General features: G+C 63.9%; 17 protein-coding genes. 14 read left to right on the top strand and 3 right to left on the bottom strand.

From position 1 onward, the window contains the following. Window positions 1–8: 8 nt before the first annotated feature. Both K9B33_RS06575 and K9B33_RS06570 read right to left on the bottom strand, forming a co-directional pair. Complete coding sequence (locus tag K9B33_RS06575) at window positions 9–1,622, bottom strand: bifunctional GNAT family N-acetyltransferase/carbon-nitrogen hydrolase family protein (RefSeq protein ID WP_224547571.1); 1,614 nt, start codon at window positions 1,620–1,622, stop codon at window positions 9–11. A 159-nt stretch (window positions 1,623–1,781) separates the two neighbouring features. Continuing rightward, window positions 1,782–3,002, bottom strand: a complete 1,221-nt coding sequence (locus tag K9B33_RS06570; protein WP_224547570.1) for an NADP-dependent isocitrate dehydrogenase — start codon at window positions 3,000–3,002, stop codon at window positions 1,782–1,784. A 160-nt stretch (window positions 3,003–3,162) separates the two neighbouring features. Between K9B33_RS06570 and K9B33_RS06565 the strand changes: the two genes are divergently transcribed. Both K9B33_RS06565 and K9B33_RS06560 read left to right on the top strand, forming a co-directional pair. Continuing rightward, window positions 3,163–3,897 (top strand): phosphatidylserine decarboxylase, encoded by a 735-nt coding sequence (locus tag K9B33_RS06565; protein ID WP_224547569.1) that lies wholly within the window; start codon window positions 3,163–3,165, stop codon window positions 3,895–3,897. 53 nt (window positions 3,898–3,950) lie between these two features. After that, complete coding sequence (locus K9B33_RS06560) at window positions 3,951–4,679, top strand: CDP-alcohol phosphatidyltransferase family protein (protein WP_224547770.1); 729 nt, start codon at window positions 3,951–3,953, stop codon at window positions 4,677–4,679. Window positions 4,680–4,706: 27 nt separating this feature from the next. On the opposite strand, the gene K9B33_RS06555 is transcribed toward K9B33_RS06560, so the two are convergent. Continuing rightward, window positions 4,707–4,934 carry a hypothetical protein gene (locus tag K9B33_RS06555; protein WP_224547567.1) on the bottom strand — a complete coding sequence of 76 codons (228 nt, stop codon included), beginning with the start codon at window positions 4,932–4,934 and terminating at the stop codon, window positions 4,707–4,709. 257 nt (window positions 4,935–5,191) lie between these two features. Here K9B33_RS06555 and rpsB point away from each other — a divergent pair, with 257 nt between their 5' ends. The 12 genes from rpsB (at window position 5,192) to rpmE (ending at window position 16,559) form a co-directional block, all read left to right on the top strand. Continuing rightward, a complete protein-coding gene (gene rpsB, locus K9B33_RS06550; protein WP_120250538.1) occupies window positions 5,192–5,950 on the top strand; it encodes a 30S ribosomal protein S2 in 759 nt (252 codons plus the stop codon). A 96-nt stretch (window positions 5,951–6,046) separates the two neighbouring features. Next, window positions 6,047–6,973 carry a translation elongation factor Ts gene (tsf, locus tag K9B33_RS06545; RefSeq protein WP_224547565.1) on the top strand — a complete coding sequence of 309 codons (927 nt, stop codon included), beginning with the start codon at window positions 6,047–6,049 and terminating at the stop codon, window positions 6,971–6,973. A gap of 208 nt (window positions 6,974–7,181) precedes the next feature. Continuing rightward, complete coding sequence (gene pyrH, locus K9B33_RS06540; RefSeq protein ID WP_224547564.1) at window positions 7,182–7,907, top strand: UMP kinase; 726 nt, start codon at window positions 7,182–7,184, stop codon at window positions 7,905–7,907. Between the two features lie 2 nt (window positions 7,908–7,909). Continuing rightward, window positions 7,910–8,467, top strand: coding sequence for a ribosome recycling factor (gene frr / locus K9B33_RS06535; protein ID WP_224547561.1), 558 nt, complete (start codon window positions 7,910–7,912; stop codon window positions 8,465–8,467). Window positions 8,468–8,510: 43 nt separating this feature from the next. After that, window positions 8,511–9,251 (top strand): polyprenyl diphosphate synthase, encoded by a 741-nt coding sequence (uppS, locus tag K9B33_RS06530; RefSeq protein ID WP_224547559.1) that lies wholly within the window; start codon window positions 8,511–8,513, stop codon window positions 9,249–9,251. Window positions 9,252–9,257: 6 nt separating this feature from the next. After that, window positions 9,258–10,037, top strand: coding sequence for a phosphatidate cytidylyltransferase (locus K9B33_RS06525; RefSeq protein ID WP_224547557.1), 780 nt, complete (start codon window positions 9,258–9,260; stop codon window positions 10,035–10,037). After that, window positions 10,034–11,191 (top strand): 1-deoxy-D-xylulose-5-phosphate reductoisomerase, encoded by a 1,158-nt coding sequence (locus K9B33_RS06520; protein ID WP_224547555.1) that lies wholly within the window; start codon window positions 10,034–10,036, stop codon window positions 11,189–11,191. Before K9B33_RS06525 ends, K9B33_RS06520 begins: the two co-directional genes overlap by 4 nt. Continuing rightward, the gene (gene rseP, locus K9B33_RS06515) at window positions 11,188–12,321 is read left to right on the top strand and encodes an RIP metalloprotease RseP (RefSeq protein ID WP_224547553.1); all 1,134 of its coding nucleotides are present in this window, start codon (window positions 11,188–11,190) and stop codon (window positions 12,319–12,321) included. Before K9B33_RS06520 ends, rseP begins: the two co-directional genes overlap by 4 nt. 88 nt (window positions 12,322–12,409) lie before the next feature. Further along, window positions 12,410–15,061 (top strand): outer membrane protein assembly factor BamA, encoded by a 2,652-nt coding sequence (gene bamA / locus K9B33_RS06510; RefSeq protein WP_224547768.1) that lies wholly within the window; start codon window positions 12,410–12,412, stop codon window positions 15,059–15,061. Further along, window positions 15,061–15,720, top strand: a complete 660-nt coding sequence (locus K9B33_RS06505) for an OmpH family outer membrane protein (RefSeq protein ID WP_224547551.1) — start codon at window positions 15,061–15,063, stop codon at window positions 15,718–15,720. The genes bamA and K9B33_RS06505 overlap by 1 nt, the downstream gene beginning before the upstream one ends. A 5-nt stretch (window positions 15,721–15,725) precedes the next feature. Continuing rightward, complete coding sequence (fabZ, locus tag K9B33_RS06500) at window positions 15,726–16,202, top strand: 3-hydroxyacyl-ACP dehydratase FabZ (RefSeq protein ID WP_066603792.1); 477 nt, start codon at window positions 15,726–15,728, stop codon at window positions 16,200–16,202. Window positions 16,203–16,334: 132 nt separating this feature from the next. Continuing rightward, on the top strand, window positions 16,335–16,559 hold the full coding sequence (rpmE, locus tag K9B33_RS06495; RefSeq protein WP_007709952.1) for a 50S ribosomal protein L31: 225 nt from the start codon (window positions 16,335–16,337) through the stop codon (window positions 16,557–16,559). Window positions 16,560–16,600: the final 41 nt, after the last annotated feature.

The raw sequence follows: 16,600 nt of genomic DNA, 5'->3' as shown, positions 1-16,600 counted from the left end.
CGCGTTTTTTAGCCGCCGCCCGGCGAATTATGTCCGCCCGCTGGCACAGGTCCGCCGCTGGGTGCATGGCTGTGGTCGGGGTTGCTGTCCCATTCGATATGATAGAGGTCGAAGCGGCGGTCGCGTAGATTACGTACGGTGCCTTCGGCCCGCGCCCAGCTGAGGTCGGCGAGGTTGACGTCCGCCATCGTCAGCGTTTCGACATTCTCGGTTGATTCCGCGGCGATGCCGTCACGCGCGAACGGCAGGTCGCAGGGGGTCAGGATTGCGCTCTGGGCGTACTGAATGTCCATATTGTCGACGTTCGGCAGGTTGCCGACATTGCCGGACATGACGACATAGCATTGATTTTCGATCGCGCGGGCCTGCGCGCAATAGCGCACGCGCATGTAGCCCAGGCGCGAGTCGGTGCAGAAGGGGACGAAGATGATGCGGGCGCCCTGATCGACCAGACGGCGGGCGAGTTCGGGAAATTCGCTGTCGTAGCAGATCAGCACGCCGATCGGACCGCAGTCGGTCTGGATCACGTCGAGCGAATCGCCGCCCTTGATGTTCCACCAAAAGGCTTCGTTGGGGGTCGGGTGGATTTTTTCCTGAGTATGGACCGAACCGTCGCGCAGCGCGACATAGGCGATATTCTGGATATCGCCATCGTCGGCGCGGGTCGGGTGGGAGCCGCCGATGATGTTGATATTATATTCCAGCGCCATCCGCGTCAGTTCCTTGGTCAGGCGCGGGGTGTAGCCGGTCAGCTTGTCGATCGCCTCCATGGGATTGAGCTTCTTGGTTTCGAACGACAACAGCGGCAGGGTGAAAAGTTCGGGGAAGATGATGAAGTCAGACCGATAATCGGCGGCGACATCGACGAAATATTCGATGTTGCGGATGAATTCGTCGAAATCCTGCACGGCGCGGGCCTGAAGCTGGCAGGTGGCGAGGCGGACGCTTTCGACGCCGCGGGGGACGCGCATTTCGGGCGCTTCGTCGGGGTCCACATAGGGGTTGCGCCAGACCAGATGGGCGGCATGGCCGTCCGACTGCTTGTCTTCGGGCAGATAGTTTTCGAGGACGCCCAGTGGTTCGAACTGGTTCTTGAGCTGGAAGCTGACGACCTGGTCGCGAATCTTGCCCTGGACGACCTTGTCCAGATAGTCCTTGGGCCCTTCCACCTTGCGCTTGGTGCGCAGATAGCCTGGCATCCGGCCTGCGATCACGATGCCGTGCAGGTCGAGCTGTTCGGCCAGTTCCTTGCGTTCGTCATAGAGGCGCTGGCCGATGCGCAGGCCGCGCAATTTGGGATCGACCGCCATTTCATAGCCATAAAGCCATTCGCCCGCGGCGCTGTGGCGGGTGCCGAAGCCGTTGGCGGTGATCTCCTCCCAGTCATGATGGGCAAAGGCCATGCCCTTGCTGACCCGCATCGTCGCGCAATAGCCCACGACCTTGGCGTCGTAGAGGGCGACGAAACAGCCGTCGGGGAAATTGTTGATCTGGCCGCGGACGGTGGCGGGGGAATAGTTGGGCATGCCGGGATAGACGCGGGCGATCAGCCGCAGGATCGCGCGCACGTCGGTCGGGACGGCCGTGCGGACCTCCAGGCGTTTGCGGGTGGCTGTCGTCATCGGGTCGTCTCCTGCTATTTTACCCGGAATATATCGCAACCGCTATGTGGTTGGCTTCCGGCCCGGCGGCTGGATATGGAAAAGGCGACGCCTGGTGTCCGGCGCCGCCTCGTTCCGTTTCCGTACTGAAAGCCTGAGCGGCTTAACAGTTCCCGTCTTTTAGGCCCAGCTGGCCATTTCCTTCTCCAGGTTGACGCGGATCTGTTCGAAGAACTGTTCCGTGGTCATCCAGGCCTGATCCGGGCCGATCAGCAGCGCCAGATCCTTGGTCATCGCGCCGTCCTCGACGGTCTTGATACAGACGCGCTCCAGGGTTTCGGCGAACTTGGTGACGTCTGGGGTGTCGTCGAACTTGCCGCGGAAGGCCAAGCCCTGCGTCCAGGCGAAGATCGAGGCGATCGGGTTGGTCGAGGTCGCCTTGCCCTGCTGATGCTGGCGATAGTGGCGGGTGACGGTGCCGTGCGCCGCTTCCGCCTCGATCGTCTTGCCGTCGGGCGACATCAGGACCGAGGTCATGAGGCCGAGCGAACCGAAGCCCTGCGCAACGGTGTCCGACTGGACGTCGCCGTCGTAATTCTTGCAGGCCCAGACGAACTTGCCGCTCCACTTGAGCGCGGAGGCGACCATGTCGTCGATCAGGCGATGTTCGTAGACGATGCCCGCCGCCTTGAACTTGTCGGCGAATTCGGCGTCGAACACTTCCTGGAACAGATCCTTGAAGCGACCGTCATAGGCCTTGAGGATGGTGTTCTTGGTCGACAGGTAGAGCGGCCATCCACGGTCGAGCGCATAGTTCATGCTCGCCTTGGCGAAATCGCGGATCGACTGGTCCAGGTTGTACATCCCCATGGCGACGCCGGCCGAGGGGAAGTCGAACACTTCCTTATCGATCTTCTGGCCATCTTCGCCGTCCCATACCAGGCGCAGCTTGCCGGGGCCGGGGACCAGGAAGTCTGTCGCCTTATACTGGTCGCCGAACGCATGACGGCCAACGACGATCGGGTCGGTCCAGCCGGGCACCAGGCGGGGCACGTTCTTGATGACGATCGGTTCGCGGAAGACGACACCGCCCAGGATGTTGCGGATGGTGCCGTTGGGCGACTTCCACATCGACTTGAGGTTGAATTCCTCGACGCGCTGTTCGTCGGGGGTGATGGTGGCGCACTTCACGCCGACGCCATATTCCTTGATCGCGTTCGCGGAATCGATCGTGATCTGGTCGTTGGTTTCATCGCGCTTCTGGACGGACAGGTCGTAATATTTCAGGTCGATGTCGAGATAGGGGAGGATCAGGCGCTCGCGGATCCATTCCCAGATGATCCGGGTCATTTCGTCGCCGTCAATTTCAACGACGGGGTTTTTCACCTTGATCTTGGCCATAGCGCCTGTTTGCCTTCTTGCTGCTGGGTGGAATATGGGGACGCCCTAGGCAAAGCGGCGGCAATGTTCAACCGTGGAAGGGCAGGAATCTGCCGCGCATGGAGCCAGCGGCGGGATCGGTCGTTGTCACGGCATTAGTCTCTCCCTAAAGACGGTGGCCATGAACAATGAAGAGATCCCGATTGCCGCGGGCGGCAATGTCAAATGGCGCTTTCCTTCGGTCCATCCGGAGGGGATGAAATTCGGCCTGATCGCGGTTGCGATCACCGGCGTCCTGTTCCTGCTGGGATGGGAAATCGTGGGTTGGCTGATGGTGCTGGTGACGATCTGGGTCTTCGCCTTCTTCCGCGATCCGGTGCGCGCGGTGCCGCAGGACGAAGGCGCGATTATCGCCCCCGCCGACGGCCTGGTGACTCTGATCCAGCGCGTGCCGCCGCCGCGCGAGATGGCCGGCGTGAACGGTTTGGGCGATCAGCCGCTCATCCGCGTGTCGATTTTCATGAGCGTGTTCGATGTGCATATCAATCGCACGCCGATCGGCGGAACGATCAAGTCGGTCGTCTATATTTCAGGCAAGTTCCTGAACGCGGACCTGGACAAGGCGAGCGAGGATAATGAGCGCCAGCATATCCTAGTCGAGCGCCATGACGGTGTGCGCATCGGCTTCACCCAGATTGCGGGCCTGGTCGCGCGCCGGATCGTGCCGTTCGTCAAGCCCGGCGACATGGTCGCGGCCGGGCAGCGCATCGGCCTGATCCGCTTCGGCAGCCGGGTTGACGTGTATCTGCCCGCCGGGACCGCGCCACGCGTGATCCTGGGCCAGCGCACGGTCGCGGGCGAGACGATCCTGGGCCAGATGGGCGACGCGCGGGTTATTGCGGGTATCCAGCAGTGAGTCGCCAGCGGCGCGCCGTGCCGCGCGGGTTGCGCCGGGGCATCACCTTGCGGATGCTCGCGCCCAATGCGGTCACGGCGATGGCTTTGTGTTTCGGCCTGACCGGGGTGCGATACGGCATTTCGGGGGAATGGGAGCGGGCGGTGCTGTCCATCCTGTTCGCGGGCGTGCTGGACGGGCTGGACGGGCGGATCGCCCGGCTGTTGCGGGGGGAGAGCCGGTTCGGCGCGGAACTGGATTCGCTGTCCGATTCGATTGCGTTCGGGGTCGCTCCGGCGCTGATCCTCTATCTCTGGTCGCTTTACGCCATGCCGAAATTCGGCTGGATCTTCGCCCTGGCCCATGCGCTGTCCTGCGCGCTGCGGCTGGCGCGGTTCAATGCGGCGATCGATGCGGACGAGCAGCCGCACAAGTCGGCGGGCTTCCTGACCGGCGTGCCTGCGCCTGCGGGGGCGGGGCTGGCCTTCGTGCCGCTCTATCTGTGGCTGGTGACGGGCGAGGATATTTTCCGCGCCTGGTATGTGGTGGCGCCCTGGGCAGCCTTTGTCGCGTTCCTGATGATCTCCAACATCGCGACCTATAGTTGGTCGGCGCTGCGGCTGCGCAAGCGCATCCGGCTGGAAGTCATCGCCTTCGCCGGACTGCTGGCGGCGCTGCTGGTGACCGATCCCTGGCTGACCTTGCTGCTGATCTGCGGCATCTATGTCGCGCTGATCCCGTTTGGCATGATATCCTATGCCAAGGTCAGGCGACAGCGGGAGAGCGCGGCAGCGACGCTGTAAGAGCGGGGCTGGCTACGTTCCTGCGTTTCAGGCGGCGAGGGCCGTACTCGTCAAGATCGTCGTGGTCCGACGGATGGGCTGCGCGGCACGGGGGCGGCGCACACGCAGGTGATAGACCGGCGGATTATGAGGGATGGGCTCGAACTGGAGCGCCGCCACCATCTTGTCATGATAATGGGCGAACATCCAGACGATGGTGCCCATGGCCAGAAGGAAGGCGGCGGAGAACAGGGTCGCTGCAACTAGAGTGAACATCGTCGATCACTTTCCATCTTGCCATTTGCACGGCAGGCCTCATTATGACGGTGTAAACAGGCGTTAACCGTATTTGTTCCGTCTGTTCCCCTTATGTTCCTTTTTTGGAACGTCGTCAACCCTTGCAATTGCTTTTTTCCGCGTCTAAAGGCGCGACCATTCCACATGGGAATCGACATATCCGGTGCCGGAGACGCCTTTGAGGCTGTTTTTCGCGTTCCTGATTCCCAGAGGTCAAACCGGAAGGAGACACTATTATGGCGGCACCTGTCGTCACCATGCACCAATTGATCGAGGCTGGCGCCCATTTCGGCCACCAGACCCACCGTTGGAACCCGCGCATGAAGCCGTACATCTTCGGCGAGCGCAACGGCATCCACATCCTTGACCTGTCGCAGACCGTGCCCCTGTTCGGCCGCGCGCTCGACTTCGTGTCGGGCACCGTCGCCGCCGGCGGCAAGGTGCTGTTCGTCGGCACCAAGCGCCAGGCGCAGGACCCCATCGCGGACGCCGCCCGCAAGTCGGGCCAGCATTTCGTCAACCATCGCTGGCTGGGGGGCATGCTCACCAACTGGAAGACCATTTCGGGTTCGATCAAGCGCCTGAAGACCCTCGAAGAGAAGCTGTCGGGCGACACCCACGGCTTCACCAAGAAGGAAGTGCTCCAGATGACCCGCGAGCGCGAGAAGCTGGAATTGTCGCTCGGCGGTATTCGCGACATGAACGGCATCCCCGATGTCATGTTCGTGATCGACGCGAACAAGGAAGAGCTGGCGATCAAGGAAGCCAACACGCTGGGTATTCCGGTCGTCGCGATCCTCGATTCGAACGTGTCGCCCGACGGCATCGCCTTCCCGGTTCCGGCCAACGATGACGCCAGCCGCGCCATCCGCCTCTACTGCGATGCGATCGCCGCCGCCGCCACCAAGGGCAATCGTGGTGCGCAGCAGGCGTCGGGCGTCGACCTGGGCGCGCTGGACGAGCCGGCCGCCGAAGAGATCGTTGCCGAAGCCTAAGAGCGTCGCACGACTGCAAGAATGACAGGCTAGGGCGCGCTCTTCGGAGACGCGCCCTCCTGCATATTTTGAAACATCCCTATTAGGAGCCGAAACATGGCCGAGATTACCGCTGCCGCCGTCAAGGAACTGCGCGACCGTTCGGGCGCGGGCATGATGGATTGCAAGAAGGCGCTCACCGAAGCCGGTGGCGACATCGAAGCGGCAACCGACTGGCTGCGCGCCAAGGGCCTGGCCGCCGCGCAGAAGAAGTCGAGCCGCACCGCCGCTGAAGGCCTGGTCGGCGTCGCCGTCGCCGGCACCAAGGGCGTCGCCGTCGAAGTGAACAGCGAAACCGACTTCGTGGCCAAGAACGATCAGTTCCAGGACTTCGTCCGCACTGTTTCGGCGATCGCGCTGGACAATGGCGCGGCCGATGCCGAGGCGCTGACCGCAGCGGCCTATCCTTCGGGTGGCACCGTCGCTGAAAAGCTGGTCGCCAACATCGCCACCATCGGCGAGAATCAGAATGTCCGCCGCGTCGCACAGGTCGAAGTGTCGCAGGGCGTCGTCGTGCCTTATGTCCACAACGCCGCGGCGCCGGGCCTGGGCAAGATCGGCGTGCTGGTCGCGCTGGAAGGCGACGCGCCCGCCGACGTGCTGGAGCCGCTGGGCAAGCAGTTGGCCATGCACATCGCGGCAGCTTTCCCGCTGGCCCTGTCGGCCGCCGACATCGACCCGGCGCTGCTGGAGCGTGAACGCGCCATCGCCGCCGAAAAGGCCGCCGAATCGGGCAAGCCCGCCGAGATCGTTGCCAAGATGGTCGACGGTGCGGTTGCCAAGTTCGCCAAGGAGCAGGCCCTGCTGTCGCAGCTGTTCGTGATGGACAACAAAACCCCGGTCGCCGACGTCGTCGCCAAGGCGGCGAAGGATGCCGGCAAGTCGATCACGCTGAAGAGCTATGTCCGCTTCCAGCTGGGCGAAGGCATCGAGAAGGAAGTCAGCGACTTCGCGGCGGAAGTCGCGGCCGCCGCCGGCGTCTGATCACAAGCCAAGCATTATCGAATGAGGGAAGGGGAGTGGCCACAGGGCCGCTCCCCTTTTGCTTGCGCCGCGCACGTGCGACACCCATTCTGCACATATTCTCCATCGGGCAAGCGGCATTCCGGCAACAATCGCCCTTCACATCGCGGCTTTGCGCCCCTAATGTCCGGCCGCTTTCCCTGCCAATGATCAAGGATTCTTGCCCCGCATGACCCGGCCTGCCTACAAGCGTATCCTGTTGAAATTGTCCGGCGAAGTGCTGATGGGGCAGGGGCAGTTCGGCATCGAGCCCGAAACCGTGGCCCGTGTCGCCGGCGAAATCGCTGCGGCCAAGGATGCCGGTTTCGAGATCTGCGTCGTCGTGGGCGGCGGCAACATCTTCCGCGGTCTGGCTGGGGCTGCGGCGGGGTTCGACCGGGCGAGCGCCGACTATATGGGTATGCTGGCCACCGTCATGAATGCGCTGGCGGTGCAGAACGGGCTGGAGAAGCTGGGATACGACACCCGCGTCCAATCGGCGATTCCGATGGCGTCGGTGTGCGAGCCCTATATAAGGCGCAAGGCCGAGCGGCATATGGAGAAGGGCCGGATCGTCATCTTCGCCGCCGGCACCGGCAGCCCCTATTTCACCACCGACACCACCGCAGCGCTGCGCGCGGCCGAGATGAACTGCGATGCGCTGTTCAAGGGGACCAGTGTCGATGGCGTCTACAACGCCGATCCCAAGAAGGTCGCCGATGCGGTCCGTTACGACAGCATCAGTTTCGACCAGGTGCTGAACGATAATCTCAAGGTGATGGACGCCAGCGCCATCGCCCTGTGCCGCGAAAACAACATTCCCATCGTCGTGTTCAACATCCGTGAAACCGGTAATCTGGCCACCGTGCTGGCCGGGCAGGGTGTCGCGACGATCGTCCAGAATCAGGAGAGCTAATCATGGCCCAATATGACAAGTCCGACCTTGAACGCCGCATGGCCGGCGCGATCGAAGCGCTGCGCGGCGACCTGACCGGCCTGCGCACCGGGCGCGCCAATGTCCAGTTGCTCGATCCGGTGATGGTCACCGTCTATGGCGCGAACATGCCGCTGAACCAAGTCGCGACCGTGTCCGCGCCGGAACCGCGCATGCTGTCGGTCCAGGTATGGGACAAGATGAATGTCGGCCCTTGCGACAAGGCGATTCGGTCGGCGGGCCTGGGCCTCAACCCCATCGTCGACGGGCAGACGCTGCGCCTGCCGATCCCCGACCTGACCGAGGAACGGCGCAAGGAACTGGCCAAGCTCGCCAGCAAATATGCCGAAGGCGCGCGCATCGCGGTGCGTAATGTCCGCCGCGACGGCATGGATAGCCTGAAGGCCGACGAGAAGAAGGGCGAAATCAGCGAGGACGAGCGCAAGCGCAAGGAGACCGAGGTCCAGAAACTGACAGACGGCGTCATCGCGGATATCGACGCGCTGGCGACGTCGAAGGAAAAGGAAATCCTCGGCCAGTAAGCCGGGGCTTTCCTTTCGCGGCCAAAGCACGCATGTCTTCCTGATGGCCACACAAGCCAAGCCCGATCTGACCAGCGTCGCGCCTGCCCATGGCGCGCGTCATGTCGCGATTATCATGGACGGCAATGGCCGCTGGGCCAAGAAACGGCTGCTGCCGCGCGTCGCCGGGCATCGGGCGGGCGTGGAGGCGGTGCGCCGGGTGGCGCGAGCGGCGCAGGAACTGGGGCTGGAATGCCTGACGCTCTACGCCTTTTCGTCCGAAAACTGGAAGCGGCCGGCGAGCGAAGTCGCGGACCTGATGGGGCTGCTGCGACATTTCATCCAGTCCGACATCGATGAAATGCACGCCAATGGCGTGCGATTGCGGGTGATCGGCAATTATCGCGCGCTGGAGCCGTCGCTGGTCGACCTGATCGAGGGGGCGATGGTGCGCACGGCGGGCAATGGCGGGCCGATCGTCGCGATCGCGCTCAATTATGGCGCGCAGGACGAGATGGTGCAGGCGGTGCAGGCGCTGGCGGCGCGGGCAGCCCGTGGCGACATCGCACCGCAGGATATCGGCGCGGTGGATATCGATCGCGCGCTCTATACCGCCGGCCTGCCGCCGCTGGACCTGATGGTGCGTACGTCGGGCGAGCAGCGGCTGAGCAATTTCATGCTGTGGCAGGCCGCCTATGCCGAGCTGTATTTCACCGACATGCTCTGGCCCGATTTCGACGGCCGGGCCTTGGCCGAAGCGCTGGACGCTTTCCGATTGAGGGACCGCCGGTTCGGCGGATTGTGATCTGACATGAGTAGCGAATTGCGGACCCGCAGCATCGTGGGCGTCGCGCTGATCGCGGTGGCGCTGGGCGCGCTGCTGGCGGGCGGCCTCATCTTCTGGACGCTGCTGGTGGTGGCGGGCGTGCTGATGCAGGGCGAATGGGGCAACCTGACCGGGGCGAGCCAGGAGCAGCGAAAGGCCGCGATGTTCGCCGTATCGATCCCGCTGGCGCTGTTATGCCCGCTCGCGGCGGGAATCGACTGGCCGGTGCTGATCGCCGGGGCGGCCGCCTTCTTCTTCGTGCTGTTCACCAGTCGCAGCCTGAAGCTGGCGCTGGGCATCGTCTATATCTGCCTGCCGATCGTGGCTTTGCTGTTCCTGCGCGGGCAGGCGCCCTATGCGTTCGGGCTGCTGCTGGCTTTCTGGACGTTGGGGCTGGTGTGGGCGACCGATATCGGCGCCTATTTCGCCGGCCGGTCGATCGGCGGGCCGAAGCTGGCGCCGCGGGTCAGCCCGTCCAAGACCTGGGCGGGGCTGGCAGGGGGCGTGCTGGCCGCGCTGGTGCTGGGCTTCCTGCTGCATCGCTTTGCCGATCTGCCGATCCAGCTGGCGGCGGCGAGCGGCGTGCTGGCGGTGGCGGCGCAGTTGGGCGACTTGCTGGAAAGCCATATGAAGCGCCGGGCGGGGGTGAAGGATAGCGGCACGCTGCTGCCCGGCCATGGCGGGGTGATGGACCGGCTGGACGGGGTGGCGACCGCTGCGCCGCTGGCGGCCTTGCTCTATATCCTGCTGGTGCAGGGCGGATGAAGCGGGTTTCGATCTTCGGCGCGACCGGGTCTGTGGGCCTGTCGACGCTGGACCTGATCCGGCGTGAGCGTGACGCCTATAAGGTGGTCGCCCTGACCGCGAACAGCGATGTGGACAGTTTGGCGGCGCTGGCGCGCGAGACCGGCGCGGCGGTCGCCGTGATCGGCCAGGCGCGGCTGTATGGCGCGCTGAAAGAGGCGCTGGCCGGCTCGGGCATCGAAGCGTCGGCGGGCGAGGCAGCGCTGGTCGAGGCGGCGCAGGCGGACGCGGATTGGACCATGGCGGCGATCGTGGGCTGCGCCGGGCTGCGGCCGACCATGGCGGCGCTGAAGGCCGGGCGGACGGTGGCGCTGGCGAACAAGGAATCGCTGGTGTCCGCGGGCGGGCTGATGATGGAGGCCGCGGCGGCGTCCGGGGCCACCTTGCTGCCGGTCGACAGCGAGCATAATGCTATTTTCCAGTGCCTTGCTGGCAGTAGTTTGGACGATGTGGCAAGAATCACCCTGACCGCGAGCGGCGGGCCGTTCCGTACCCGCAGCCGGACGGAGATGGCCGATATCACCCCGGTGCAGGCGGTGGCGCACCCCAACTGGTCGATGGGCGCCAAGATCAGCGTCGACAGCGCGACGATGATGAACAAGGGGCTGGAACTGATCGAGGCGGCGCATCTTTTTCCCGTCGGCCTCGACCGGATCGAGATTCTCGTCCACCCGCAATCGGTGATTCACTCGATGGTCGAATATCGCGACCGGTCGACGCTGGCGCAGCTTGGATCGCCCGACATGCGCATTCCGATCGCCCATGCGCTGGCCTGGCCGCAGCGGATCGCGACGCCGTGTCAGCCGCTGGACCTGGCGCGCATTGGCAGGCTCGATTTCGAAGCGCCTGATATGGAACGCTTTCCGGCATTGCGCTTGGCGCGGGCGGCGGCAGAGGTGGGCGGGGCGACGCCGGCCATATTGAACGCCGCCAATGAGGTGGCGGTCGCCGCTTTCCTGGCGGGGCGGATCGGCTTCCTTGATATCGCCATGATTGTAGAGGATGTGTTGAACCGTTATAGCGCGGCCAGCCCCTCTGCGATCGACGATGTGCTGGCGGCGGACGGACAGGCGCGTGAAGAAGCGGGCCTAGTGATGGAAAGATTGACGGCTTGATCCACAATCCCGGTTTCCTGTTGACCGTGCTGGCCTTCGTGGCGGTCATCGGACCGCTCGTCTTCGTTCACGAGCTGGGCCATTATCTGGTCGGGCGCTGGTGCGGGGTGAAGGCGGAGGCGTTCTCGATCGGCTTCGGGCCGGAGCTGTTCGCCTGGGTCGACAAGCGCGGCACCCGCTGGCGCGTCGCGGCGTTGCCATTGGGCGGCTATGTCCGCTTCAAGGGCGACATGAACGCGGCGAGCGTGACCGATCCGGCCTGGCTGGAAATGTCGGCCAAGGACCGGGCGGAAAGCTTCCCCGCCAAGCCGCTGTGGCAGCGGGCGGCGATCGTCGCGGCCGGGCCGGCGATCAATTTCCTGTTCGCAATCCTCATTCTGGCGACCTTCGCCTTCGTCCATGGGGAAAGCCGCACGCCGGCGGTGGCGGGCGTTGTCCAGCCGGGCAGCGCGGCGGCGGCGGCGGGCCTGAAGGCCGGCGACCGGATCGTGTCGCTGGGCGGGCGCGAGATGGCGACCTTCGACGATATCCGCCTCTATGCGCAGATTCGCCCCGGCGAGCCGGTGGCGATGGTGATCGAGCGCGACGGCAAGACCTTCGCGCGCGACGGCAAGATCGGCAGCGTCACAGAGGATGACGGTTTCGGCAACAAATTTCAGATCGGCCGTTTGGGTCTGGCGCCCGGCGATCCGGTGATCGAGCCGGTAAGTCTGCTGCGCGCGCCCGTCGTCGCGGTCGAGCGCACCGGACAGATCGTGCGGACGATGGTCGAGACGATGGGCCAGATATTCACTGGCGGCCGGTCGGTCAAGGAACTGGGCGGGCCGTTGAAGATCGCGCAGGTTTCCGGGCAGGCGGCGACGCTGGGCATCGAAAGCTTCATCTTCTTCGCCGCGCTCATCTCGATTAACTTGGGGTTCATCAACCTCTTGCCAATTCCCATGCTGGATGGCGGGCATCTGCTCTTTTACGGGATCGAGGCGGTGCAGCGGCGCCCGGTCAGCGCGCAGGCGCAGGAATGGGCCTATCGGTCCGGTCTGGCGGTACTGATGGCGATGATGCTGCTGGTGACTTTCAACGATTTGTCGTCTTTCGGGCTTTGGAAGAGCCTGTCCGGCTTGATCGGTTGACGCGCATCGGGCAGGGAAGCCCGGTTTGGCGTCGTCTGTGTCGGCGGAAACATTGTATCGGAATTTTGAGGTGAAGCGGGTGACAGCGATGAAGAGCAGCTTGAGGCAGCGCCCGGTCGTGGCCGCCCTGTTGGCGACGACCATGATCGCAGGACTGCCCGCAGTCCCCGCGATGGCGCAGCAGGCGTCCGCGCCCGCCGCCCCGCTGGCGGCGCCGGCATCCACCCCGGCCCCGGTCGTGGCCGCGCCGCAGGGCACGATCCGCGCGATCACCGTCACCGGCACGCAGCGGCTGGAGCCGGACACGGTCCTGTCCTACACCAAGCTTCGCATCGGCCAGCCCTACAGCCAGGAAAGCCTGGATCAGGGCCTGCGCGACCTGTACGAGACGGAGCTGTTCGCCGACGTCCAGATCCGCAACGACAATGGCAACCTCACCGTCGAGGTGAAGGAAAACCCGGTCATCAACCGTATCGTCCTGGAAGGTAATAAGCGCCTGAAGGAAGACAAGATTCGGCCGGAAATCAAATTGGCCCCGCGCCAGATCTATACCCGGTCCAAGGTGCGCGCCGATGTTGCCCGCATCGTGGAACTCTATCGCCGCCAGGGCCGCTTCGCTGCGACGATCGAGCCGAAAATGGTCCAACTGGACCAGAATCGCGTCGACATCGTGTTCGAGATTTCGGAAGGGCCCAAGTCCAAGGTCCGCCAGATCAACATTATCGGCAACGACAAGTTCAAGGACGGCGAACTCCGCAGCCAGATGGTGACCAAGCAGTCGCGCTGGTTCCGCCTGTTTTCGTCGGGCACCAGCTATGATCCCGATCGCCTGGCTTATGACCAGCAGAAGCTGCGCCAATTCTACCTGACCGAAGGCTATGCCGATTTCCGCGTGATTTCCGCCGTGGCGGAACTGACGCCGGACAAGCAGGACTTCATCATCACCTATGTGGTGGAAGAAGGCGACCGCTACAAATTCGGCGACGTGAAGGTCGAATCCGACATTCGCGACCTGTCGGGCGACCTGCTGACCAAGCGCCTGCCGATGAAGAAGGGCGACTGGTACAACGCCAAGCAGGTCGAAGACACGGTCGATACGCTGAGCGAGACGGCCGGCCTGTTCGGCTATGCCTTTGCGGACGTGTCGCCCGATTTCAACCGCGAGAAGGAATCGCTGACGATGGGGATCAACTTCCGCATCGCCAACGCCCCGCGCGTCTATGTCGAGCGGGTCGACATCAACGGCAATACGCTGACGCAGGACAAGGTCGTGCGCCGCGAGTTCCGCCTGGCCGAAGGCGACGCCTTCAACAGCTTCCTGGTGAAGCGGTCGAAGGACCGGATCAATTCGCTTGGCTTCTTCCAGGAGAAGCTGGACGTCGAGCAGAAGCCCGGTTCCGCGCCCGACCGCATCATCCTTGAAACCAATGTGCAGGAAAAATCGACCGGCGAATTGTCGCTGTCGGCGGGTTTCTCGTCGCTGGAACGCTTCATCGTGTCGGCGTCGATCACCCAGCGCAACTTCCGCGGCAAGGGCCAGGAACTGCGCACCTCGGTCAATTATTCGGCCTATAGCAAGTCGGTCGAGGTCGGGTTCACCGAACCCTATTTCATGGACAAGAATATCGCGCTGGGCGGCGACATCTATCGTCGTGACCTCAACAGCTTCCGCTATCTGTCCAACAATGATCGTGACACCACCTACGAACAGACGACCACCGGCTTCCAGATCCGGGCGGGCGTGCCGATCACCGAATATATGTCGCTGGCGCTGCGCTACAGCCTCAATTTCGACGATGTGACGCTCGACAAGTCCACCTATTATACGGATGGACAGTGCGACCCGCTGCTGGCGGGGCGCTATCTGTGCGACGCGATCGGTAAGCGCACGACCTCGTCCATCGGCTATTCGCTGATCTACGACACCCGCGATAACCGCATCCGCGCGACCCGCGGCCAGAATATCACGCTGAGCCAGGATTTCGCCGGTCTGGGTGGCGACGTGAAATATGTCCGCACCCGCCTCTCCGCGTCCAAATATGTGCCGCTCGGCGGCGGCTTCATCTTCTCGCTGAGCGGCGAGGGCGGCTATATCCACAGTCTGGAAGGAACGCGGCGGGATGCAACCGGCCAGGAAGTGGACAAGATCCGCCTGACCGATCGCTTCTTCCTGGGCGAACCGCAGTTCCGCGGTTTCGACATTCGCGGCGTGGGCCCGCGGGTGAAGCGCTATTATCTGCAGGCGCAGACCGTGGACGGCACGACCACCTATGTCCGCAGCGACGGCAACAACAATGTCTCGGACGATGCGCTGGGTGGCAAAATCTACTATCTCGCTCGTGCGGAAGTCGAAATTCCGTTGGGCTCCGGCGCGCGCGAAATGGGGCTGCGGCCGTCCGTCTTCATGGACGTCGGCGCCGTCGCCGGGTTGAAGAATCCGGGAACCATCGATTTCGCCGGTTATTGCACGGTGACCACAGGTACGACCTCGACATCGGTGCGCGCGCCTTCGGTGGGCAATTGCAGCACGCCGCCGGCTGGATCGACCGCCGTCTACAGCGGTGGCGCATTTGAAGAAGAATATCTCGGCGACACGCTCAAGCCGCGTCTGTCGGTGGGCTTTGGCGTCAACTGGAACTCGCCCTTCGGCCCGTTCCGGATCGACATCGCCAAGGCCCTGTTGAAAGAACCAGGGGACGACAACAAGCTCATTACCTTCAACGTAGGGACTCAATTCTGATGAAGACGATTTTCAAGGCCGCGGCGCTCGTTTTCGCGCCCATGACCGCCATTGCGCTGACTGCCGTTCCGGCCGTCGCCCAGACCAAGCAGGGTCTGGCCGTGGTCGACCTGGAGGAAGCCGTCGCCAAGAGCGCGGCCTTCACTACGGCGATCAGCCAGATGCAGACCACCTACAAGCCGCAGATCGACGCGCTGAACGTGCGCCGCACCGCGATCGAAACCGATCTCAAGACCAAGGGCGACGCGCTGCAGGCTGCTTTGAAGGCCGCCGGCAACAAGCCGACCCCGGCGATCGAGACCCAGTATCAGCAATATCAGCAGGCGCAGCAGAACGGCCAGGCCGAATTGCAGCGCATGGGCCAGCCGATCGGCCTGGCGCGCGCCTATGTCGAGGAACAGATCGTCGCTAAGCTGGACGACGCGCTGAAGGCCGCGACGGCGAAGACCAAGTCGGAAATCGTGTTCAAGAAGGCGGCGACCGAAAGCTTCGGCGCTGGCGCGGACATCACCCCCGCGGTCATCACCGAGCTGAACGCGCTGGTCCCCAGCGCTTCGATCACCCCGCCGGCCGGCTGGCAGCCCGGTGGCCGTCAGGGTCAGCCGGCAGCCGCCGCGCCCGCCCCGGCGACCCCGGCGCAGGCGCCCAAGTCGCGCTGATAAGAATGACGGGAGAGGTTGAAACGACCGCGCGTGGCCCGATGGATGTCCGTCGGGTCATGGCCGCGCTGCCGCATCGTTACCCGATGCTGCTGATCGATCGTGTGGTGACGCTGGTGCCCAGCCAGTCGATCCACGCGATCAAGGCGGTGTCGGTAAACGAGCCCTTTTTCCAGGGCCATTTCCCCACCCGGCCGATCATGCCCGGCGTGCTGATCGTGGAAGCGATGGCGCAGGCGGCGGGCGTGCTGGCGGTGGAATCGATGAACCTGGCCGATTCGGGCAAGCTCGTCTATTTCATGAGCATCGACGGCGCCAAGTTCCGCACGCCGGTAGAGCCGGGCTGCCTGCTCGACCTGCATGTGGAAGTGACGCAGAACCGTGGCGCCATCTGCAAGTTCAGCGGCAAGGCGATGATCGAGGGCAAGCTGGCGGCGGAAGCCAATTTCGTTGCGATGATCAGCGATCCGCCCAAGGATTGATTATGCCCAGCGCCCCGGTTCGCGCCGGGGCTTTATTCTTGCCAAGGCGCGCCGAACCCGCTAACGGCGCGCCTTCGCTATTTTACACGCATCCACAGCCGGTCGGAACCGGCACATTACGGAGCATATGCCATGAAGGCCGATACCCACCCCGATTACCATCTGATCACCGTCCAGATGACCGACGGCACCACCTTCCAGACGCGCTCCACCTGGGGCAAGGAAGGCGACACCATGGCGCTCGACATCGATCCCAAGTCGCATCCGGCCTGGACCGGCGGTAACCGCCAGCTCGACACCGGCGGCCAGGTGGCGCGCTTCAACAAGCGTTTCGGCGGCCTGACGCTGAAGAAGTAATCGGCCTTTCAAGGTCGAACGAAAGGGCGCCTGTGGGCGCC

The sequence above is a fragment of the Sphingobium sp. 3R8 genome (assembly GCF_020166615.1).
Classification (GTDB): Bacteria; Pseudomonadota; Alphaproteobacteria; order Sphingomonadales; family Sphingomonadaceae; genus Sphingobium; species Sphingobium bisphenolicum.
This window is presented reverse-complemented; position numbering and strand designations above follow the sequence as displayed.